At 61.6% G+C, this 19,985-nt stretch carries 22 protein-coding genes; 16 read left to right on the top strand and 6 right to left on the bottom strand.

Annotation, left to right across the window (positions count from 1 at the left end; all coding sequences use genetic code 11):
• From VIM98_RS20215 to asnS, 4 genes are all read right to left on the bottom strand, one after another.
• The coding region (locus VIM98_RS20215) for an SDR family NAD(P)-dependent oxidoreductase (protein ID WP_331994904.1) at positions 1-290 on the bottom strand (290 nt) is incomplete at its 3' end.
• A gap of 23 nt (positions 291-313) precedes the next feature.
• Positions 314-628 carry a hypothetical protein gene (locus VIM98_RS20210; RefSeq protein WP_331994903.1) on the bottom strand — a complete coding sequence of 105 codons (315 nt, stop codon included), beginning with the start codon at positions 626-628 and terminating at the stop codon, positions 314-316.
• Positions 625-1,488 carry a hypothetical protein gene (locus VIM98_RS20205; protein WP_331994902.1) on the bottom strand — a complete coding sequence of 288 codons (864 nt, stop codon included), beginning with the start codon at positions 1,486-1,488 and terminating at the stop codon, positions 625-627. Before VIM98_RS20205 ends, VIM98_RS20210 begins: the two co-directional genes overlap by 4 nt.
• 13 nt (positions 1,489-1,501) lie before the next feature.
• Positions 1,502-2,902, bottom strand: a complete 1,401-nt coding sequence (asnS, locus tag VIM98_RS20200) for an asparagine--tRNA ligase (RefSeq protein ID WP_331994901.1) — start codon at positions 2,900-2,902, stop codon at positions 1,502-1,504.
• Between the two features lie 124 nt (positions 2,903-3,026).
• On the opposite strand from asnS, the gene VIM98_RS20195 reads away from it, so the two are divergent.
• The 6 genes from VIM98_RS20195 to alr all read left to right on the top strand — a co-directional run bounded on the left by VIM98_RS20195 (position 3,027) and on the right by alr (position 7,648).
• A complete protein-coding gene (locus VIM98_RS20195) occupies positions 3,027-3,353 on the top strand; it encodes an iron-sulfur cluster assembly accessory protein (RefSeq protein WP_331994900.1) in 327 nt (108 codons plus the stop codon).
• Between the two features lie 230 nt (positions 3,354-3,583).
• Positions 3,584-4,009 (top strand): 30S ribosomal protein S6, encoded by a 426-nt coding sequence (gene rpsF, locus VIM98_RS20190; RefSeq protein ID WP_331994899.1) that lies wholly within the window; start codon positions 3,584-3,586, stop codon positions 4,007-4,009.
• 17 nt (positions 4,010-4,026) lie between these two features.
• Complete coding sequence (rpsR, locus tag VIM98_RS20185) at positions 4,027-4,257, top strand: 30S ribosomal protein S18 (RefSeq protein WP_331994898.1); 231 nt, start codon at positions 4,027-4,029, stop codon at positions 4,255-4,257.
• Positions 4,258-4,355: 98 nt separating this feature from the next.
• Entirely contained in the window at positions 4,356-4,805 is a 450-nt protein-coding gene (rplI, locus tag VIM98_RS20180) for a 50S ribosomal protein L9 (protein ID WP_331994897.1), read from the top strand.
• A gap of 339 nt (positions 4,806-5,144) precedes the next feature.
• The gene (locus VIM98_RS20175) at positions 5,145-6,539 is read left to right on the top strand and encodes a replicative DNA helicase (protein WP_331994896.1); all 1,395 of its coding nucleotides are present in this window, start codon (positions 5,145-5,147) and stop codon (positions 6,537-6,539) included.
• A gap of 20 nt (positions 6,540-6,559) precedes the next feature.
• The gene (alr, locus tag VIM98_RS20170) at positions 6,560-7,648 is read left to right on the top strand and encodes an alanine racemase (RefSeq protein ID WP_331994895.1); all 1,089 of its coding nucleotides are present in this window, start codon (positions 6,560-6,562) and stop codon (positions 7,646-7,648) included.
• Between the two features lie 3 nt (positions 7,649-7,651).
• Here alr and VIM98_RS20165 read toward each other — a convergent pair whose 3' ends face one another.
• Positions 7,652-9,142 (bottom strand): PhoPQ-activated protein PqaA family protein, encoded by a 1,491-nt coding sequence (locus VIM98_RS20165; protein ID WP_331994894.1) that lies wholly within the window; start codon positions 9,140-9,142, stop codon positions 7,652-7,654.
• 120 nt (positions 9,143-9,262) lie between these two features.
• Here VIM98_RS20165 and radA point away from each other — a divergent pair, with 120 nt between their 5' ends.
• Both radA and VIM98_RS20155 read left to right on the top strand, forming a co-directional pair.
• Positions 9,263-10,639 carry a DNA repair protein RadA gene (gene radA / locus VIM98_RS20160; protein WP_331994893.1) on the top strand — a complete coding sequence of 459 codons (1,377 nt, stop codon included), beginning with the start codon at positions 9,263-9,265 and terminating at the stop codon, positions 10,637-10,639.
• Between the two features lie 181 nt (positions 10,640-10,820).
• Positions 10,821-12,509, top strand: coding sequence for an enoyl-CoA hydratase-related protein (locus tag VIM98_RS20155; RefSeq protein WP_331994892.1), 1,689 nt, complete (start codon positions 10,821-10,823; stop codon positions 12,507-12,509).
• Between the two features lie 127 nt (positions 12,510-12,636).
• Here VIM98_RS20155 and VIM98_RS20150 read toward each other — a convergent pair whose 3' ends face one another.
• Positions 12,637-13,434: a cytochrome C assembly family protein gene (locus VIM98_RS20150; RefSeq protein WP_331994891.1), complete on the bottom strand. Its 798-nt coding sequence runs from the start codon at positions 13,432-13,434 to the stop codon at positions 12,637-12,639.
• Positions 13,435-13,700: 266 nt separating this feature from the next.
• Here VIM98_RS20150 and ffh point away from each other — a divergent pair, with 266 nt between their 5' ends.
• The 8 genes from ffh to VIM98_RS20110 form a co-directional block, all read left to right on the top strand.
• Positions 13,701-15,083, top strand: coding sequence for a signal recognition particle protein (ffh, locus tag VIM98_RS20145; protein ID WP_331994890.1), 1,383 nt, complete (start codon positions 13,701-13,703; stop codon positions 15,081-15,083).
• A gap of 208 nt (positions 15,084-15,291) precedes the next feature.
• The gene (rpsP, locus tag VIM98_RS20140) at positions 15,292-15,546 is read left to right on the top strand and encodes a 30S ribosomal protein S16 (protein WP_331994889.1); all 255 of its coding nucleotides are present in this window, start codon (positions 15,292-15,294) and stop codon (positions 15,544-15,546) included.
• 2 nt (positions 15,547-15,548) lie between these two features.
• Positions 15,549-16,064 carry a ribosome maturation factor RimM gene (gene rimM / locus VIM98_RS20135; RefSeq protein ID WP_331994888.1) on the top strand — a complete coding sequence of 172 codons (516 nt, stop codon included), beginning with the start codon at positions 15,549-15,551 and terminating at the stop codon, positions 16,062-16,064.
• 19 nt (positions 16,065-16,083) lie between these two features.
• Positions 16,084-16,854 (top strand): tRNA (guanosine(37)-N1)-methyltransferase TrmD, encoded by a 771-nt coding sequence (trmD, locus tag VIM98_RS20130; protein ID WP_331994887.1) that lies wholly within the window; start codon positions 16,084-16,086, stop codon positions 16,852-16,854.
• Positions 16,855-16,887: 33 nt separating this feature from the next.
• Positions 16,888-17,259 (top strand): 50S ribosomal protein L19, encoded by a 372-nt coding sequence (gene rplS, locus VIM98_RS20125; RefSeq protein WP_331994886.1) that lies wholly within the window; start codon positions 16,888-16,890, stop codon positions 17,257-17,259.
• A gap of 254 nt (positions 17,260-17,513) precedes the next feature.
• On the top strand, positions 17,514-18,305 hold the full coding sequence (locus VIM98_RS20120) for a TetR/AcrR family transcriptional regulator (RefSeq protein ID WP_331994885.1): 792 nt from the start codon (positions 17,514-17,516) through the stop codon (positions 18,303-18,305).
• A gap of 399 nt (positions 18,306-18,704) precedes the next feature.
• Entirely contained in the window at positions 18,705-19,529 is an 825-nt protein-coding gene (locus tag VIM98_RS20115) for a TetR/AcrR family transcriptional regulator (protein WP_331994884.1), read from the top strand.
• Between the two features lie 61 nt (positions 19,530-19,590).
• Positions 19,591-19,985, top strand: a 395-nt coding sequence (locus tag VIM98_RS20110) for a hypothetical protein (protein WP_331994883.1), incomplete at its 3' end; no start/stop codon positions are given.

Raw genomic sequence — 19,985 nt, 5'->3', positions numbered from 1 at the left:
GGTGGCCCGCCGGTATTGTTGATCAGGATATGTACTGGATTGCCGGCGGCGACATCGGTCGCCACGCCTGCCAGCATGGCAGTATCGAGCATGTCGGCGGTGCGCCAGGCATGGCGCTGTTCCTGGTGTTTGCGTGGCAACTGGTCGACCAGTTCCTTCAGCGCATCGACGGAGCGGGCGAGCACAGTGACATTCGCCCCCAGCTCGGCCAGCTCGATGGCGCTGGCGCGGCCGATGCCTTGCGAGGCGCCGCAGACAAAAGCGTGGCGTCCGGTCAGGTCCAGTTGCATGCGGGGCTCCTAGGCCGATGGTTTCAGCGTGCTGACCACTGTAGCGCCAAGGCGCCGAACCAGCACAGCCATGCTAGCCAGGGAGCGTAGCGCCAGACACGTCGCCAGTGGGTGATGGCTCGATCCTCCAGCGCCGGCAGCACGGGCGAACGCAACGCCAACTGCAACCGCATCCACACGCGGAGTGCACCGATGCGTTGACCATCGGGTAGGGCGATGATTTCCCATTCGTGCCGATGCCGTTCGCGCAAGAGCGAGGCAATGCGCGCCTGTGCCAGGAAATGCAGCAGGAAACAAATCACACCGGCGAGCAGCAACCCCAGATAAAGCCCGATCATGGCTTGTTGCTGCTGGTAGGTGCGCGGCTTGCGTCGGAGCCGCTGGGTTTGTTGCCCGAATTGTCGCTGGGTTCGGACCAGAGCGGTATCGGCAGTACGTTGCGCAGTGTGTTGAGTACACCTTCGCCCGGTGGGGCCTTGCCGCAGACGGCATTATCGACCGCACCGGCATAGGCCTTGTCCATCATGCCGAACCACAATACGCCATCGGGCCCGTGGGCGATCTTGAAGCTGCCGGCGGCATTCATGTTGATCGGCGCTTCGGCCGAAAACGCGGCCGGGGATTGCTCCCAATACGTATTGCCAGCTTGCTGCGCGGCCGAACTGAACACGACCACGTAGCGTGCCCTCGGTTCCTTGACGGTGTAGCTGCCGAAGGCGCCCGTCGTATCGCTGCTCCAGCCCACATGCTGGCAAAGACCGATGTCTTGCTGGTCGCCGACGGGCTGGAAGGCTTCGTCGAGCAGGACCACAGTCGGTGCGAACAGATAGCTGCTGCGCAACCAGCGTCCGCTCAGCTCGGATTTCACGCCGATCCGGTACGGCAGCTTGGCGTCGACTGGCAAGCGGAAGCTCAAGAAATAGCTGCGTTGCCCGTTGAGGCTGAAGACCGAGCTGCCGGGTCCCAGTTCGAAGCGCTTCGGCTGCCAGGGCAACTGCGCCTGGTAGGAGAAGTCCGCAAAGCTCGAGCAGCAGGGCGTGGCGTCCTGCAGGGACTTCCTGGCATGGTCGAGCTGACTGGTCGGGTTTTCCGGCGGCCGCAGGTTAGGAGGCACGAATTCCTTCACGTCATGGCAGCCGCTCAGCAGGGCGATGAGCGGCAGGACGATGGCAACGGCGGCAAGATATCGATGGCGCATGAAAGACAATCGATCAGAATTCGGCTGTCCCTGCCGCACGTGGATAAGGAATGGCGTCGCGAATGTTCGAAAGTCCACAGACATACACCAGCAGACGCTCGAAACCAAGGCCGAAGCCGGCATGCGGCACGGTGCCGTAACGACGCAGGTCACGATACCAGCCATAGACAGAGGGATCGAGTCCGAATTGCACCATGCGACGATCCAGATAATCCAGGCGCTCTTCGCGTTGGCTGCCGCCAATGATTTCACCGATGCCCGGTGCCAGTACGTCCATCGCAGCCACCGTCTTGCCGTCATCGTTCAAGCGCATGTAGAACGCCTTGATCTGCTCAGGGTAGTTCATGACCACCACCGGGCGGCCGATATGTTTCTCGGCCAGATAGCGCTCGTGTTCAGTTTGCAGGTCGATGCCCCAGGCGACCGGGAATTCGAACTTCTGCCCGGATTTCTTCAGGATATCTACCGCCTCGGTGTAATCGATGCGCTCGAACGGCTTGGCAATGAAGTTTTCCAGGCGCTCGATAGCTTCCGGCAACACGCGTTCGGCAATGAACGCCATATCGTCGGCACGCTCGTCCAGCACTGCCTTGAAGATGGCCTTGAGGAAACTTTCCGCGCAATCGGCGTTGGCGGAAAGATCGGCAAAGGCGATTTCCGGTTCGACCATCCAGAACTCGGCCAGATGGCGAGGCGTATTGGAGTTCTCGGCGCGGAAGGTCGGACCGAACGTATAGACCTTGCTCATCGCCAGCGCATAAGCCTCGACGTTGAGCTGGCCGGAAACGGTGAGGAACGCTTCACGACCGAAGAAATCCTTGCGGAAGTCGATCTTGCCGTGCTCGTCGCGCGGCAGGTTGGCCAGATCCAGCGTCGACAGGCGGAACATGTCGCCGGCGCCTTCGGCATCGGAGGTGGTGATGATCGGCGTATTGATCCAGAAGAAGCCCTGTTCGGTCAGATGACGATGGATCGCCGTCATCATGGTGTGGCGGATACGCGTCACGGCGCCGAACAAGTTGGTGCGCGGACGCAGATGAGCGACCTCGCGCAGGAACTCCATCGAATGTGCCTTGGGTTGGATCGGATAGGTTTCCGGATCGTCGACCAAGCCGACGACTTCGACCGCTTCGGCCTGCAGCTCGAAGCTCTGGCCTTTGCCCTGGGAGGGCACCAGGGTGCCGGTGACGATCACGCTGGCGCCGGAGCTGAGGTGCTTGATCTCGCTGTCGTAGTTGCCCAGCGTGGCCGGTACCACCGCCTGGATCGGATCGAAGCAGGAGCCATCGGTCACGTTGACGAAGGACAGGCCGGCCTTGGAATCGCGCCGGGTACGTACCCAGCCGCGCACGGTAACCTTGCTGCCGGCCTCGATCGTGCCGGAAAGAGCCTGTTTGACGCTGACCACCGTCATGGATTGAAACTCCTGCTGGGCGCCTCGATATTGGCGCGTATGGGCAAACCGACATGATAATGTAGGCCCGGCCTGCGTCGCGACGGTTTCACGGCGAAAGGGCACACATAAAACGTATACATCCATGAGCATTTCGATCACTCCCGCCGCCAACGAACGCATGCGCCAGTTCCTGAGCAATACGCCCGGGGCTACCGGCGTGCGTTTCGGAGTCAAGCGCACCGGCTGCTCCGGCTTTGCCTATGTTGTGGATCTGGCCGAGGCCATCCTCCCCGAAGACAGCCTGGTCGAGGTCGATGGGGTCCGCTTGATCGTGGACAACAAGAGTCTGCCCCTGGTCGACGGCACGGTGATCGACTTCCAACGCCAGGGCTTGAATGCTTCGTTCGTATTCCATAACCCGAATGCAACGGGGGAATGCGGCTGCGGTGAGAGCTTTACCGTCGGTTGAGGTCGGCTGCTGCTCGGCCTGTGAGGAGTGAGGAGAGGGCGTTTCGGGCTCTGTCGGCCTTGGCTCGCGATTAACCCCTCGCTCAATCAAGCCTTTACAGGCCATTGACCCTCCGGCTACACTCCCGCTTCTGTCCGTACCCCAAAGGCACGGGCGGAGCCTTGCCTCACCGCATCCGGCGGGAGGCTGCCAGGCCCCAAAGGGCCGCATCCACAAGGAGTTTTCAACCAATGACCATGCGTCATTACGAAGTTGTGTTTCTGGTCCATCCTGACCAGAGCGAGCAGGTGCCGGCGATGATCGAGCGCTACAAGTCGCTGATCGAAGCCGACGGCGGCAAGATCCATCGCCTGGAAGATTGGGGTCGTCGCCAACTGGCCTACCCGATCGTCAACCTGGCCAAGGCGCACTATGTGATGCTCAACATCGAAGTGAGCCAGGGCGCGCTGAACGAGCTGGAGTCGGGCTTCCGCTTCAACGACGCCGTGCTGCGCCATCTGGTGATCAAGCGCGACGCCGCCGAAACCGAACAGTCCTTCATCCTCAAGAGCAAGGAAAAGGACGACGCCAAGTCTTCGCGCCGCCGCGATGACGACGCCGAGGGCGATGACCGCCGCGGTGGCCGTGACGACAACGATCGCGACAGCGACGACTGATCAGGAGCCTAGAAGCCATGTCCAAGTTCTTCCGCCGCCGCAAGTTCTGCCGCTTCACGGCCGAAAACGTCAAAGAGATCGACTACAAGGATCTCAACACGTTGCGCCAGTACATCACCGAGAACGGCAAGATCGTGCCGAGCCGCATCACCGGCACCAAGGCGCGTTACCAGCGCCAGCTGGCCGCTGCGGTCAAGCGCGCGCGCTTCCTGGCGCTGCTGCCGTACACCGACAACCACGACGTCTGATCGCGTCGTGAAGCCCTCCCCGTCAAGGGGAGGGCAACTCTTCGGACAACCGTCCTAGGCTGCGCCGGGCCAACCGGTGCTAACGAAAAGGAACCACCATGGAACTGATTCTTCTCGAAAAAGTCCGTAACCTCGGCAACCTGGGCGATAAGGTCAAGGTCAAGCCGGGTTATGGCCGCAACTATCTCTTGCCGCAGGGCAAGGCTGTGCCGGTCAACGCCGCCAACCTCGAAGCCTTCGAGAAGCGCCGCGCCGAGTACGAAGCCAAGGCCAACTCGCTGCTGGCCGATGCCCGGTCGCGTCACGCCAAGCTGGCCGACGTTTCGGTGACCATCTCGGCAAACGCGAGCCCCGAAGGCAAGCTGTACGGCTCGGTGGGTCCGCGCGAAATCGCCGACGCCCTGCAGGCTGCCGGTCATGAGATCAATAAGAACGAAGTGATCCAGGGCGAAGGCCCGATCCGCACCACCGGCGAATACGAGGTAGTGATCTCGTTGCACGCCGATGTGCAGGGCTCGGTCAAGGTGATCGTGGTCGGCGAGAAGTAAGTCTCTTCATGCCGCCAACAAAAAAGGCGCCTTGGGCGCCTTTTTTGTTGGCGGTGTGGGCGGTCGTGACGCGGCCTGTGAAGAGTGAGGAGTGGAGGGGGAAACTCCCTGGTTTTCGCCGCTCTGGCTCTTTCCCCTCACTCTTTACAGGCCGCGTCGCGGCCAACCTCACAGCTCGCGCAGCGAGCGCCCGCATATGCCGCTACGTGGTCCACTTATCCCCAAATTTCCCCAGCTTATCCACAGCTTTCCATCTCTAATCCTGAGACCCCGCCGCGTATGATCGACTACGAAGAAGACGGCCCTCAGCGAGCGGGCCGCTCGAAGCGAGGAAAAGCCATGCCCTTTGCCCCTGAGCGCAAATCCGGTGGCTCGTCCATCGAGGCGCTGCGCGTTCCGCCGCACTCCTTGGAAGCCGAGCAGGCTGTGCTCGGCGGTCTGATGCTGGCGCCCGATGCACTGGACAAGGTGGCCGATCGCCTGGGCGAGCAGGATTTCTATCGCCGCGACCACCGGCTCATCTGGCGTGCCATTACCGAACTGGCGAACAAGGGCATGCCGTGCGATGCGGTGACCCTGGGCGATTGGTTCGAAGCCAATGGCCTGGCCGAGATGGTCGGCGGCGCCACTTATCTGATCGAACTGGCTAACGCCACGCCCAGCGCGGCCAATATCAGCGCGTATGCGGACATCGTGCGTGAGAAGTCGATCCTGCGGCAGCTGATCGATGCGGGTACCGAAATCACCGAAGACGGTTACCGCCCGGAAGGGCAGACCGTGCAGGAAGTGATGGAGAAGGCCGAGCAGCGCGTGTTCAAGATCGCCGAGTCCGGTGCGCGCGGCAAGAAGGACACAGTCAGCATGCGCGAAGCGGTCAAGGACGCGTTTCGCATTCTTTCCGAGCGTTATGAAAACCGCGGCCAGCTCACCGGCATTTCCACCGGGTTTACCGACCTGGACGAATTGACCTCGGGCCTGCAGCCTTCGGACCTGATCATCGTCGCCGCGCGCCCGTCGATGGGCAAGACCGCCTTCTCGGTAAACATGGCGGAGGCTGCGGCGCTGCGCGCCAAGAAAGCGGTGGTGATCTTTTCGATGGAAATGTCCGCCTCGCAGTTGGCATTCCGTCTGATTTCTTCGATCGGCCGCATTCATCAGCAGCACCTGCGCAATGGCGACCTGGCCGAGGAAGACTGGCCGCGTGTCACCAATGCCATCGCGATTCTTTCCGAGGCGAAGATCTTCATCGACGATACACCGGGTCTGTCGCCGGTGGAGCTGCGCTCGCGCGCGCGTCGCATCCATCGTGAAAACGGTGGGCTGGGCCTGATCGTGATCGACTACCTGCAGCTTATGCAGGTGCCCGGAAATACCGAGAATCGCGCCACCGAAATTTCAGAAATTTCGCGTTCACTTAAAGGCCTCGCCAAGGAGTTGAACGTGCCGGTGATCGCCCTCTCGCAGCTGAATCGCTCGCTGGAACAGCGTGCCGACAAACGGCCGATGATGTCCGACCTGCGCGAATCGGGCGCTATCGAGCAGGACGCGGACGTGATCATGTTCATCTACCGCGACGAGTACTACAACAAGGAGTCGCCGGATAAAGGCCTGGCCGAGATCATCATCGGCAAGCAGCGTAACGGTCCGACCGATACCGTGAAATTGGCGTTCCTGGGCCACTACACCAAGTTCGAGAACTACGCGCCGGATTCGTTCGTCGGCGCGTTCGAATAACGCCTTCTACTGCTGGATCCATGAGCCGAACCACTGTCGCCACCATCCACCTTGCTGCCCTACGCCACAACCTCGCACGCCTCAAAGCGATGGCGGCACCGGCGAAAGTGATGGCGGTGGTCAAGGCGGATGCCTATGGGCACGGTCTGGAGAGGGTTGCGCGGGCGCTCGATCGCGAGGCCGAAGCCTTCGCCGTTGCCGCACTGGGCGACGGCTTGCGCTTGCGTGCGGCAGGGCACAGGCAGCGCATCGTTGTGCTTTCCGGCCCGGACCAGCCCGGCGATATCGCTGAGATGCAGCGGTTGGGGCTGGATGCCGCCATTCACCACGTCTCGCAGCTAGGTTGGCTGGCCGAAGCGACACCGGCACGCGGGCGTCTGCACGTTTGGTTGAAAATCGATGCCGGTATGCACCGGCTCGGTTTCGCTCCGGAACACGTGGGTCAGGTGCATGCGCAGCTTGCGGCTATGCCGGGTATCGATCCGGATATCGGTCTGCTTGCGCACTTTTCCGATTCGGAAGTTTTCGACGGTGCACAGACACCGATGCAGATGGCGCGGTTTCACGATGCCACCAAAGGCCTGCGGGGGCCACGGTCTTTGTCCAACTCCGCGGCGGTGCTCGGGTGGCCGGAGGCGCGCGAGGATTGGGTACGCACGGGCGGCTTGCTGTATGGCCTGTCGGTGGTCGATGGCAAAAGCGCGGCCGATTTCGGTTTCCGACCGGCTATGACCCTTAGTACACGCCTGATTGCCATCAACCAGATCAGGCGCGGCGAGCGTATCGGTTACAACGGTACCTGGACATGCCCGGAAGACATGGCCGTAGGCGTTGCCGCGGTCGGTTACGGCGATGGCTATCCACGCAGCGCGCAGGCCGGCACGCCGGTGCTGATCGGCGAGCAGCGCGTTCCCTTGATCGGCCGCGTCTCGATGGACCTGATCACTCTGGACCTGCGTGTCGCGCCGCACGCGAAAGTAGGCGATCGTGTGGTGCTGTGGGGGCCGGAGTTGCCGGTGGAGGAAATCGCAGCGCAGGCCGGTACGATTTCCTATGATCTCACTTGTGGGATGACCCGGCGCGTGCTGTTCGTCGAGGACGAGAGCTAGCCGCTAGCTGTCGGGAAGCGTGCTGCAAGCAGGGCTGCTGTTGGCTGGCGGTACTTGCGGATAGCGTGTATCCGGCGATATCCGAATCGGCGATGTCAGGCTCAGCCCGTCGGCGAACCTTGCCTCGACAAATGTGGCCGTCCATCCGGTGCTGACCACCGGCTGTCGCGATCCTTGCGGTTGAATCGTTCGGGGTTCATAGCGTATGCCGCATGCATAGCGGAAATCGCGGCTGCGGGGGTTGAACGCGGTCCATTGTATCAGTGCGGAGGGTTGCTCATTGAAGATGACCCGCTTGTCCGATTCATCTGTCGGATCGATGGAGGGAAGGGGGTGGGGCAAGGGCAAATTGTTCTGAATGCGTTTGACGAAGGGCACAATCAGTTCCGGAACTTGCGCCCCGCCTATTTCGTGATCGGCCTGCGGTATGGCGCGCAGGAGCGTTGGTCCAGGAAGGCGCGAAATAAAATGCCGCGCACTGTCGGGAAGGAAGAAGTCGTCACCGCTGGCGCTGATGATGTACTTGGGGACACTCAGCCGCTCGCTGCCCTGGGCGGTGCTCAGATATTCCAGAGGATCCTCCAGCTTCATGAGCCTGGCGAAGGCTGGTGTATGTCGTTCGCGCAGGACGCCAGCCGAAGCATAGTCGTAGAAAGCCACCGGCCAATGCCCGCCGAAATGTCTCCGCGTCCGCTCGATCAAGGAATTCGTATCAAGCACTTCGATGACTGCGGGTGCGATTGCCGCGACACGGTCGTCGGCCAGTGCCGTAAACCAGGTAGCCCAGCCGCGTTTGGATATGCCGGTGACAATGAAGCGGTTTACCTGCAGATGCGTCAATTCGTGTTCGGCCAGGTCCATGGCTCTTATCGCTGCCGCGGCCATGGGCAGGTGCAATGAAGCAAAGGCCGCCTCAGGACCTTCGCGTAGGGCAAGCGCCCAGCTATGAGCTACGCTGCCATCCTCTGTGCGATAAATACCATCTGCCCATTGCAGGTATTGATTGGGCACATCGCTGACATGGACGACAACGCTTTGCGTGCGTTCGGCGAGTTGCGCCAATACTGCTTTGCTCCACATTCCTTCCTTTGGCGGCGCTCCCTCGGGCTGAGGGTGGCGAGTCCCCCCATCGATCACCAGGATGGCAGTACGGTAAGGGATGCCTTGGGGAATGAAGATACTGACCGAGTGCAGCCAGGATGATGGCGTGGTTGCGCCTTCTGGAGACCAGCTCTGGGAGTGAAGCTCGAACTGGTGGGTCTGAATCGAGCCGATCATTTGATCAGCGGCCTTGCGATAGTTCAGGGGCTGCTCGCGAACGGCCTCGACATAGCAGGGCAGGGCGTAAGTCCAGTCACCACCTTTTTTCTGAAGACATTGCGTAGCGGATGGAATGGCCGAGGGATAGGCCGGAGGATGGACTTGGGCAACCGACGGTCCGAGCGCAAACAACATAGCCAGGGCGTGGCCGGCGAAAAAATGGCTTCCTGCCATAAAATACTCCTAGTAGTGACATGGCGAATATGTCAAAGAAGCGCACCTAGCACAACGCTCATCTCCGCCGATGAGACGACACAGCGTTATCCTGGCGACTTTAAAAAACCGGAAGTATCGATGGCGAAGGCAAAGACCGCCTATGTCTGCACCGACTGCGGTGCGGAACATTCCAAATGGCAGGGGCAGTGCGTCGAGTGCGGCGTGTGGAACACCTTGAGCGAAGTCGTGTTGCAGCCGGCGGTCAAATCGGCCGGGGCGGCAAGGCGTACCGGTTACGCCGGTGCGGTGGAGATAGCCAGGGTCACTCCACTGACCGAGGTCGCGCTGACGGCGGATGTGCGTACGTGCACAGGTATCGGCGAGCTGGACCGGGTACTCGGAGGCGGTCTGGTCGATGGATCGGTGGTGCTTATCGGTGGCGATCCCGGCATCGGTAAATCCACCTTGCTGCTACAGATGCTCGGTACCCTGGGTGTGCAGCTGTCCAGCGTCTATGTCACGGGCGAGGAATCCCTGGCCCAGGTCGCTGCTCGTGCTCAGCGCCTCGATCTGCCGCTCGCACCGCTGCATGCGCTGGCCGAAACATGCATCGAGCGCATCATGGAGCAGACGGCGTCGGCGCGTCCACGCGTCTTGGTCATCGATTCGATTCAGACCATCTGGACGGAGCTGCTCACCGCCGCGCCCGGCTCGGTCAGTCAGGTGCGTGAGTCGGCGGCCAAGCTGACGCGTTTCGCCAAGGAGACCGGTACTTCGGTTTTCCTGGTCGGTCACGTTACCAAGGAAGGCGGTATCGCCGGTCCGCGCGTGTTGGAACATATGGTCGATGCGGTGCTGTATTTCGAGGGCGAATCGGGTAGTCGCTTTCGCGTGCTGCGCGCCTTCAAGAATCGTTTCGGCGCGGTGAACGAACTAGGCGTGTTCGCGATGAGCGAGAAGGGGCTGCGCGAAGTGCCCAATCCCTCGGCAATCTTCCTGTCTGCGCACAGCGGCCCGACTTCGGGCAGCGCCGTGATGGTGACGCGCGAAGGTACACGCCCTTTGCTGGTAGAAGTGCAGGCGTTGGTCGATCAATCCTCGCTGGGTAATCCGCGACGCGTGGCTCTGGGCCTGGAGCAGAACCGTCTGGCAATGCTGCTCGCCGTCCTGCATCGCCACGGCGGTGTTGCAGCCTATGATCAAGACGTCTTCGTTAATGTCGTGGGTGGCATCCGCGTACAGGAAACCGCCGCGGACTTGCCTGTGCTGCTGGCCGTGCTGTCGAGCCTGCGCGATCGGCCGTTGCCCGAAAAAACCATCGCTTTTGGCGAGGTCGGTCTGTCCGGCGAAATCCGTCCGGTGCCCAACGGCGAGGAGCGCCTGAAGGAAGCCGCTCATCATGGCTTTCAGCGCGCCATCGTGCCGAAGGCAAACGCACCGAAGAAAGGGCGTGTCGGTGAGATGGACGTCATCGGTGTGGAAAGATTGGCACAGGCCATAGACGCAACGCGATAGTCTATTCGTCAAAATACAGGCCGGTTGTGCATCGGCGGCAAGCGTTTTTGGTGATTGCCAGCACGGATTCGAAAACTCCGCAGATACGTACGTCGGAATATGCGACGGATCGCAAAGCTGTCTTTGAGGATTGTCAGCATTGTCGTTTAGAGCATGACAACGCATCTTCATGGAGAGACGTATGCGAATCCTGTTTTTATGTTCCCGTCATAATGGGTTGTCTCAGCGCGCTCAGGTCTTGCTGGAGGAACTGGGTCATCACCTGGATATCGTCGAAGTCGTGCACGGTGCGCAGATGGAAGCCGCGGCGGAGCGTTTCCGACCGGATGTGATCCTGGCGCCGATGCTTACGGCGCGCATTCCCGCAAGCATATGGCGTCATTATGTCTGTCTGGTCGTACATCCGGGTATTCCTGGGGATCGCGGCCCTTCCGCGTTGGATTGGGCCATCCTCGATGGCAAGCGTTCATGGGGCGTAACCGTGCTGGAAGCACGCGATGAACTGGATGGCGGACCGATCTGGGCCTATCGTGAATATCCGTTGCGCGATGCCAGCAAAAGTGCCATTTATCGCAGCGAGACCACCCAGGCCGCGATGTTGGCTATCCAGGAGGCGCTCGAACGCTTTCAGTCGGAACACCGTCCGCCGTTCGATACCGATGCCGTGACGAATGGAAGCGAACGTCCCTTATGCCGTCAGGCCGACCGTCAGATCGATTGGTCTGCGTCATCGGAACGTGTGTTGCGACATATTCGTTCTGCGGACAGTGCGCCAGGATGGAAGGCTGCCCTGGCTGGCATCGAGATGTATCTCTATGGTGCGCATCGTGAAGGCCACTTGCGTGGCCAGCCTGGCGAGCTGCTGGCAACGCGCGATGGCGCGGTGTGTGTCGCCTGTGGCGATGGTGCAATATGGATTACCCATGCGCGCCGGCGTCGAGGCTTGCGTGCGGGCGATCCGCGTCACAACATCAAATTGCCGATCGCCGATCTGTTGCGGGAGCAGTTGGCCGGCGTCCCGGAACTGCCGATCGCTGCGGCCATGCAGCCATCGCTACCGACATGGCAGCCGATTCGCTATCGCGAGCACGGCGACACCGGTTATCTGTATTTCGACATACTTAATGGCGCCATGAGCAGCGCGGTGCTGCAGCGTCTTCTGGCGGCGTACCGCGCAGCGCGTGCTCGGCCGACGCGTACGCTGGTGCTCTGCGGGGGTGAGGAATTCTGGTGCAATGGTCTGGATCTCAACGCGATCGAGGCTGCGCCCGATCCGGCACAGGCCTCTTGGGAAAACATCCTGGCCATGAATGCATGGGTGCGCGAGATCGTGCTGACCGACGACAAGCGTACAGTGGCATGGTTGCGAGGTAACGCTGGCGCGGGTGGCGTGATGCTTGCCCTGGCGGCCGATTGTGTTTATGCCAACGAGAGTGTCGTGCTCAACCCGCACTATAAAGGCATGGGTGGGCTGTATGGATCGGAGTACTGGACTTATTTGTTACCGCGTCGTGTCGGCGAAGCGACCGCGCGTCTGTTGACCGAGTCATTGCAACCTATTGGTGCGGCGCGTGCGCAACGCATCGGGTTGATCGACGGTGTCGTGGCGGACGGCAGGGCGCTTGTTGCGCTCGACGAGATATTGGCGCCAGGGAACCGAACGGATACTTGGGTGCTTGCATTGAAAGCGAAGGCGGCACGGCGGCAGGAGGACGAGTCGCGCAAGCCGTTGGAACGTTTTGCCGAGGAGGAGTTGGTAGCGATGCGGCGTAACTTCTTCGGGCCCGATCCGTCCTATCACGTGGCACGGCGAAGTTTTGTGCGTAAGCAGGCTGCGATGAATGGCGACATGGCGGTGGAGCGCGCTTGAAGAGCCTTCCGAGACGATATCTGTCGGGGCACAGGAGAAAGGTCAGGCAGCGCCAGTGGAGACACCCTAAACGCCTTCGGCGTAGGAAGCCTAGTCGACCATGTAGATGGAGGCGTGGCTTTAGCGATCACGCCGTCCGGTGCAGGATCAACTCCAGCACCGCTTTGGTGCCGAAGAAGGCCAGCAGCAACACGCCCATGCCGATCAGCGTCAGGTTCACTGCCCGGCGCCCGCGCCAGCCATGTCGCCAGCGCCCCAGCAGCAAAACCCCAAAGACCAACCAGGCAATGATCGACAGTACTGTCTTGTGTACCAGGTGCTGACCAAACAGGTCGTCGACGAACAGGATGCCGGTGAGCAAGGTCACGCTGAGCAGAACGAAGCCTGCGCCGATCAGGCGGAACAGCAAGGTCTCGGTCAAGGTCAGCGGTGGTAGTGCGCGCAGCCAGTTGCCAAATTGGCGGTGGCGCAGCGCGCGTTCCTGGAGGGCCAGCAGAATGGCCAGCACGGCGGCGATCGAAAGCACGCTAAAAGCTAGCAAGGCCACCGTGACGTGCAGCTTGATTTGCCAATCCATTGGAAGCGGCATGCGCTCGCGTGCCATAAAGCTGTCGATCGCCAACAGCAGGGCGCTGAGCGGGAACACGATCACACCCAGCGCGGCCACGGCCCGCCATACATTCACTAGCAGGGTCAGCACCGAGACGACGCAGGCCACCAGCGACAGTGCGGCAAAGAAATGCAGATCCAGCGCACCGCGGTGAATGCTGAGCAGGATCCCTGCATGAATCAGTGCGGCGGCGCCGGCGAGGCCCAGCGCCGTGCGATTCAGCGGTTGGCCGCCGCTGAGCAACGGTCGGGCGAGTCCGGTGGCCGCGGCCAGATAGAGCACGATGGCGACCAGGGCGAGCATGGGAATCAACATAGGCGCGCAGTTTGGCATGGCGGGGCAGTGGGCTCCTAGGGGCGTGACTCCGGCGGAGGCGGTTACGGTTTGTGTCGAGAAACGGCGGCAGGTGGCGAGGGCGTAAGTTCGAGCGACAGGCGCAGGGGTTCGAATGCGGCGATGGCGCTCTCAAGCGTGGGAGGCACGCGATGGCATCCCACCGTGCGCCCTCACCACCCAACTCCAAGCGCGAACCTCCATCCAGGGCTATAATCTCTGTTTTACTCCTAGGCCTCCCTGCAGCCATGTTCGAATCGCTCAGCCAACGTCTTTCCGCCACTGTCGACCGCCTGCGCGGGCGCGGCCGGCTGACCGAGGAAAACATTCGCGAGAGCTTGCGCGAAGTGCGTATCGCGCTGCTCGAGGCGGACGTTGCGCTGCCGGTCGTGCAGGCGTTGATCGAGCGCGTGAAGGTGCGCGCGGTCGGCCAGGACGTCCTCAAGAGCCTTTCGCCGGGCCAGGCCCTGGTCAAGGTGGTCAGCGACGAACTGACCGCGGTCATGGGCACGACCAATGCCGAACTGAACCTGGCGCAGCAGCCACCGGCGGTGGTGCTGATGGCCGGTTTGCAGGGCGCGGGCAAGACCACCACGGTGGGCAAGCTGGCGCGCTTCCTTTCCGAGCGCAAGAAAAAGAAAGTGATGGTGGTCAGCTGCGACGTCTATCGTCCGGCCGCTATCGAGCAGTTGCGCACGCTGGCCGAGCAGGTCGACGTGAAGTTCTTCCCGTCCGAGGCTGGCCAGGATCCGGTCGAGATCGCCAAGGCGGCGATTGTCGCCGCGCGTCGCGAAGTGGTCGACGTGCTGCTGGTCGATACCGCCGGCCGCCTGCATGTGGACGAGGCGATGATGGCCGAGATCAAGGCGCTGCATGCCGCGATCACGCCGATCGAGACCTTGTTCGTCGTCGATTCGATGACCGGTCAGGATGCCGCCACGACCGCCAAGGCCTTCGCCGAAGCGCTGCCGCTGACCGGCGTGGTTCTGACCAAGACCGATGGTGACGCCCGCGGCGGTGCTGCGCTTTCGGTGCGCTATGTCACCGGGCGACCGATCAAGTTCCTCGGCGCCGGCGAAAAGAGCGATGCGCTTGAGCCGTTCCATCCGGATCGTATTGCCCAGCGCATCCTCGGCATGGGCGACGTGCTCTCGCTGGTCGAAGAAGTCGAGCGCAAGGTCGACCAGGAGAAGGCGCAGAAGCTCGCCCAGAAGGTCATGAAGGGCAAGCGCTTCGACCTGAACGACATGAAGGACCAGCTCGAGCAAATGAACAACATGGGGGGGCTGGCCGGACTGATGGACAAGCTGCCGGGCGTGGCCAACCTGCCGGACAACGTCAAGTCCAAGGTCAATAACAAAGAATTGGACCGCATGGTGGCGATCATCAACTCGATGACCAAGAAGGAACGCCGCCATCCCGATTTGCTGAACGGCTCCCGCCGCGCCCGCGTGGCGCGGGGCTCGGGCACCCAGCCCGCCGACGTCAATCGCCTGCTCAAGCAGTTCATGCAGATGGAAAAGATGATGTCCAAGCTGTCCAAGGGCGGCAGCAAGGGCCTGTTGCGGCAGATGCGCGGTGCCATGAAGGGCATGGGCGGCATGGGTGGCGGCATGCCCCCCCTGCGCTAGTCCAGCGCCAGGGGCAAGGCGTGGGAGGGTTTTCCCTCCTCGCAGGCCGCAAAGCGGCCGACCTCACGCTTTACAGCCCGCGCCAGTGGGCGGCCTCACTGCTACAAGCCCTTTACACCGCTCATTTATCTCATTAAAATCCCGCGTTCACCGCGCCCCACCTTAAGGGGTGCTGCCGGCGCATCCGGCAACTCTGGAGCTTTTTACTATGGTCAAGATTCGTCTTTCGCGCGGCGGCGCCAAGGGCCGTCCGTTCTACCACGTCCTCGTGACCGATTCGCGCAGCGCGCGCGACGGCCGTAGCATCGAGAATGTGGGCTTTTACAATCCGGTCGCTTCGGGCAAGGACAAGCGCCTTGAGCTGAACGTTGCCCGCGTGCAGGAGTGGGTGTCCAAGGGTGCCCAGCTGAGCGACAAGGTCGCCGCCCTGCTGAAGGAAGCCGCCAAGCAGCAGGCTGCCTGAGTATGACTGCAGCCGGTCGGCGCGTCCTGGTGGGACGCATCGTCGGGCTGTATGGGGTGCAAGGCTGGCTCAAGATCGAATCCTGGACCGAGCCGCGCATCCAGATCTTCAAATACCAGCCCTGGCTGCTCGATGCGGCGCCGGGCGAAGGGATGGAGATCGTGGGAGTCAAGGGCCGCCCACAGGGCAAAGGGCTGATCGCCCAATTGCCTGATGTGGCGGACCGCGATCAAGCGGCAGCGCTGATCGGTCGCGACATCTATGTCGCCCGTGAGCAACTACCGCCTCCCGGCAAGGATGAGTACTACTGGGTCGATCTCGAAGGGCTTGAGGTCGTCACCACGGAGGGTTTGGCATTGGGACGGGTCAGCCACCTGTTCGCAACCGGTGCCAATGACGTCGTGGTCGTGCGGGACGGCGAGCGTGAGCGGCTGATTCCCTTTGTCCAGGGTTCGTATGTGCGTTCGGTGGACCTGTCCGGCGGACGCATGGTGGTGGACTGGGATCCCGAGTTCTGACGTTTCGAATGAGGATCCGATGCGCTTCGATGTCGTTACGCTGTTTCCCGACTTCGTTCGCCAGTGCGCCGCTGTCGGTGTCGTAGGACGCGCGCAGCAGCGTCAGCTGTTGCAGGTGGAAACCTGGAATCCGCGCGATTTCGCTACCGACAACTACCGTACCGTGGATGGCCGCACTTGCGGCGGCGGCCCCGGGATGGTGATGCTGATCGAGCCCTTGCGGGCAGCCTTCAAGGCCATTCGCGAGGCGGCACCGGAACCGGTGCATGTGATTTACCTCAGTCCGCAAGGAGCGCGGCTGACGCAGGGTAGGGTAGAGGCGCTGGCCAAGATGCCGCGAATCGCCTTGCTTTGTGGACGATACGAAGGTGTGGACGAGCGTCTGCTGGCGCACGAGGTCGACGAGGAGCTTTCCATCGGCGATTATGTGCTGTCCGGCGGTGAGTTGGGTGCCGCAGTGATCATCGATGCGGTAGGCCGCTTGCAGGACGGCGCGTTGAACGACGCGCAATCGGCCGAGCAGGATTCGTTCTCGAACGGTCTGCTTGACTGTCCTCACTACACGAAACCGGTGCATGACGCATACGGGGACGTGCCGGAAGTGTTGCTTTCCGGCGATCATGCGGCGATCCGCCGCTGGCGCCTGAAGCAATCGCTGGGACGAACCTGGTTGCGGCGGCCCGACTTATTGGCGCAGCGCGCGCTGGACAAGACCTCGCGCGCGTTGCTGGATGAATTCCGCCGTGAACATGCATTCATGCACGCACGGCAAAACGATACGGCCGATTGACGGCCGCAGTATTGAAAAATCGACGGGTGTGCCATGAACAAGATCATTGAACAGTTCGAAGCCGAGCAGATCACCCGCCAGCTGCCGGATTTCGGCCCTGGCGACACCGTGGTGGTCAACGTGAAGGTCAAGGAAGGCAATCGCGAGCGCGTCCAGGCGTTCGAGGGCGTTGTCATTGCCAAGCGTAGCCGCGGCCTGCATTCGGCCTTCACGGTCCGCAAGATTTCCCACGGTACGGGTGTGGAGCGTGTGTTCCAGTCGCACAGCCAGGCGATCGATTCGGTGCAGGTCAAGCGCAAGGGCAAGGTCCGCGGCGCGAAGCTGTATTACCTGCGTGGCCTGGAAGGCAAGGCCGCCCGCATCAAGGAAGATATCGCTGCCAGCAAGTCGGGCAAGGGCGAATAAGCCACCCGCCATTGGCGCGATCCAAAGGAGTCCGCGGAGCGATCCGCGGGCTTTTTTGCTTTAAAGGGCCGTTGATTGTCACGGCAGGCAATCTGCGGCCATCCATGGGTAGCGTAGGGTTCGGCGGAGGCGATACGTCTAAAGGCGTATACCTGCTTGCCCCGTAGCCGTCGACGTGCCTGTTAGAATGCTGCGTCGATTGCCATGGGAGGGCGGTCGCCTCGTTCCATTCCGCTGTATGGGAACCATAACGCATGCCTATCGATGGCCAAGACGTTGGCTTGGGCAACACGAGCACGCGCCATCGGCTCCTGCAGGCAGCCGAGTCGCTGTTCATCGAGCATGGCTACGAAGCCATGTTGCTGCAGGAAGTGACCCGAAGGGCAGAAGCCAACTCGGCGGCTGTCAATTATCACTTCGGCGGCAAGGAACTGCTGATGCGCGAAGTGTTGGCCAGGCGCCTCAACCGGCTTAACCGGGAGCGGCTGGAACTGCTCGCCTACTGCGAGCAGCAACAGCCCGATGGCCGTCTGGATGCCGCTGCGGTTCTCAGCGTGCTGTTTGTGCCCGCACTAAGGCTGAGTCGTCCGCCTGCGGGCGATCCGGGCTTTATCCGCCTGCTCGGCCGGGTATATAGCGATTCGTCGCCCTTCATCCGCAACTATCTGGAAGAGCACTACCGGCCGATCTTCGAGCGATTCTTTGAGGCCTTTTGCCGCGCGCTGCCGCATATGTCACGCAGCGAACTGAGCATGCGGCTGCGTTTCAGCTTACAGGGCCTGGCCGGCCTGCTAGCCGGGCAACCCGTCGATGAGCTGATTGCCGCCCTTGGCATGGGGCAGTTCATGGATGAAGACGTGCTGTTAGCCAGGCTGATCGCCTTGGTCCTGCCTATGTTGACCGACCCGTTGGGTACGCCGGCCCAGGTGCTGGCTGTGCAGCAAGTGGCCGCACTGGCCGATACGGCAGCCAAGGCGACCGATGCCGCCATGCAGGCACAGGAGCCGTCCCGCACACCTCGCTTCGTCGGTCGGGACACGCCTTAAATCATCCTCGGTGGGATGGAAATGCCCCGAGCGCACGTGGTCGGCATGGCTGCGGCGCAACAAAACGGCCCTGTCATTTCCTCTCTCAGCTGGCATGCACGGTCATGCCGGCAAGAGGATGAGTACGTTTAAAAACCCTTTATACCCGCAATTTCGCGCCATCTCGCCATGAGCGGCGTTGGCGTAATTTCTTGCGAAATCAAGGTTGTGCGTCGCAGATTGCGTCCCCGTCATCGGCAGCTCATCTTACGAACATCTGTTTCAATTCGATATTTGAAGAATCGAATTGAATGGCTGAATTGAATTCACTGGTTGAAATCGGTGTTCGGCGGCAGGGCCATTCCGTCCCGCCGGACAGGTTCGGTTTTTTCGCAGCTTTTCGGCAGGGGACGGGGATTAGTGCCAGCGCATAGCCAATACGCCACGAATGGCAACGCCAATACGCGCGAGCGGCTCTTGCAGGCGGCCGAGTTGCTTTTCATCGAACATGGTTACGAAGCCATGTCCCTGCGCCAGATCACCCGGCGTGCCGGTGCCAATCTGGCGGCGGTGAATTATCACTTCGGCAGCAAGGAGCTGCTGATGCACGAGCTGCTGGCCAGGCGGTTGGACCGGCTCAATCGCGAACGGCTGCAATTGCTGGCGTGTTGCGAGCAGGATGGCGAACCGCTCGAAGCGACGGCAGTGTTGAGCGTGTTGTTCGTGCCAGCACTACGCCTGAGCCGGCCACCGGCTGGCGATCCGGGCTTCATGCGCCTGCTCGGTCGCGTTTATAGCGATGCATCGCCATTTATCCATGGCTATCTGCAACAGCACTATCGACCGATCTATGAGCGCTTCTTCGAAGCGTTCTCGCGCGCCTTGCCCGAGTGCCCTCGCAACGAGTTGAGCATGCGCCTGCGCTTCTGCCTGCAAAGCCTTTCCGGGCTGTTGGCAGGAGAGAGCATGAGCGAGCTGATCGCCGCGCTCAGCATGGGACTGGATATCGACGATGCCGCACTGCTGGCGCGCCTGATTGCCTTGATCGGTCCGATGCTGACTGCGCCATTTGGCACACCGGAGCAAATCAGTGCTGTCGGGCGGGTGGTTCGTCAGGCCGATGCCGCCGCGGCCACAGTCGATCAGGCCGAGCGCCGCACCGATTCGCCATTCGGCGGCACAAGCAAGCGTTTGACCCCAGGCAACGAGCCTTGGGGTACCGAAACACAGGGGAAGTCGTTTTAGTCCGCGTCAACGTTCGGCACCGGGCGGTGTCGACGTCTCAACTTTATTGCGAGGTATGGATATGAAAGCGCAATTCAAAGCATTGGCGATGGCATGTGTGTTGGCCGCAGGAACGATTGCTGCGGCACCGGCGTTTGCGTTACATGTGGTTCCGACCAGCACGACCTTCATCGTGAGCGGTCCGACCAGTCTGTCGATACTGGGTGTGGCGATCCCCTGTACTTCCACCTTCACGTTGACGTCCGATTCCACGGGCACCGTGGTCCATGTGACCCAGGCGGTGTTCACCGGCAGCGCCACTTGCTCGTCCGTTCATGCTGTTTTCCCGGCGGCACCGAACAATTTCTGGAATGTCGCCCTCAACTCGACCACATCCGCAACCATCAACGCGGTGCAGGTCAGCACGCCGTTCGGCACCTGCTCCGGAAACGTCGCCGCGACGGTTACCTACAACAC

It is taken from the genome of Dyella sp. (genome assembly GCF_036568765.1).
In the GTDB taxonomy this organism is placed as follows: domain Bacteria; phylum Pseudomonadota; class Gammaproteobacteria; order Xanthomonadales; family Rhodanobacteraceae; genus GSA-30.
The sequence above is the reverse complement of the archived record's forward strand: the minus strand, read 5'-3'. Positions and strand labels throughout refer to the sequence as shown.

Bases quoted from the DNA above. Each gene is read 5' to 3' on its own strand.
- VIM98_RS20150 (WP_331994891.1), bottom strand. From the start codon at position 13,434: ATGTTGATTCCCATGCTCGCCCTGGTCGCCATCGTGCTCTATCTGGCC.
- rplS (WP_331994886.1), top strand. From the start codon at position 16,888: ATGAACAAGATCATTGAACAGTTCGAAGCCGAGCAGATCACCCGCCAG.
- asnS (WP_331994901.1), bottom strand. From the start codon at position 2,902: ATGACGGTGGTCAGCGTCAAACAGGCTCTTTCCGGCACGATCGAGGCC.
- VIM98_RS20175 (WP_331994896.1), top strand. From the start codon at position 5,145: ATGCCCTTTGCCCCTGAGCGCAAATCCGGTGGCTCGTCCATCGAGGCG.
- VIM98_RS20195 (WP_331994900.1), top strand. From the start codon at position 3,027: ATGAGCATTTCGATCACTCCCGCCGCCAACGAACGCATGCGCCAGTTC.
- trmD (WP_331994887.1), top strand. From the start codon at position 16,084: ATGCGCTTCGATGTCGTTACGCTGTTTCCCGACTTCGTTCGCCAGTGC.
- radA (WP_331994893.1), top strand. From the start codon at position 9,263: ATGGCGAAGGCAAAGACCGCCTATGTCTGCACCGACTGCGGTGCGGAA.
- VIM98_RS20165 (WP_331994894.1), bottom strand. From the start codon at position 9,142: ATGGCAGGAAGCCATTTTTTCGCCGGCCACGCCCTGGCTATGTTGTTT.
- rimM (WP_331994888.1), top strand. From the start codon at position 15,549: ATGACTGCAGCCGGTCGGCGCGTCCTGGTGGGACGCATCGTCGGGCTG.
- VIM98_RS20210 (WP_331994903.1), bottom strand. From the start codon at position 628: ATGATCGGGCTTTATCTGGGGTTGCTGCTCGCCGGTGTGATTTGTTTC.
- rpsF (WP_331994899.1), top strand. From the start codon at position 3,584: ATGACCATGCGTCATTACGAAGTTGTGTTTCTGGTCCATCCTGACCAG.
- alr (WP_331994895.1), top strand. From the start codon at position 6,560: ATGAGCCGAACCACTGTCGCCACCATCCACCTTGCTGCCCTACGCCAC.
- rpsR (WP_331994898.1), top strand. From the start codon at position 4,027: ATGTCCAAGTTCTTCCGCCGCCGCAAGTTCTGCCGCTTCACGGCCGAA.
- VIM98_RS20120 (WP_331994885.1), top strand. From the start codon at position 17,514: ATGCCTATCGATGGCCAAGACGTTGGCTTGGGCAACACGAGCACGCGC.
- VIM98_RS20155 (WP_331994892.1), top strand. From the start codon at position 10,821: ATGCGAATCCTGTTTTTATGTTCCCGTCATAATGGGTTGTCTCAGCGC.
- VIM98_RS20205 (WP_331994902.1), bottom strand. From the start codon at position 1,488: ATGCGCCATCGATATCTTGCCGCCGTTGCCATCGTCCTGCCGCTCATC.
- ffh (WP_331994890.1), top strand. From the start codon at position 13,701: ATGTTCGAATCGCTCAGCCAACGTCTTTCCGCCACTGTCGACCGCCTG.
- rplI (WP_331994897.1), top strand. From the start codon at position 4,356: ATGGAACTGATTCTTCTCGAAAAAGTCCGTAACCTCGGCAACCTGGGC.
- rpsP (WP_331994889.1), top strand. From the start codon at position 15,292: ATGGTCAAGATTCGTCTTTCGCGCGGCGGCGCCAAGGGCCGTCCGTTC.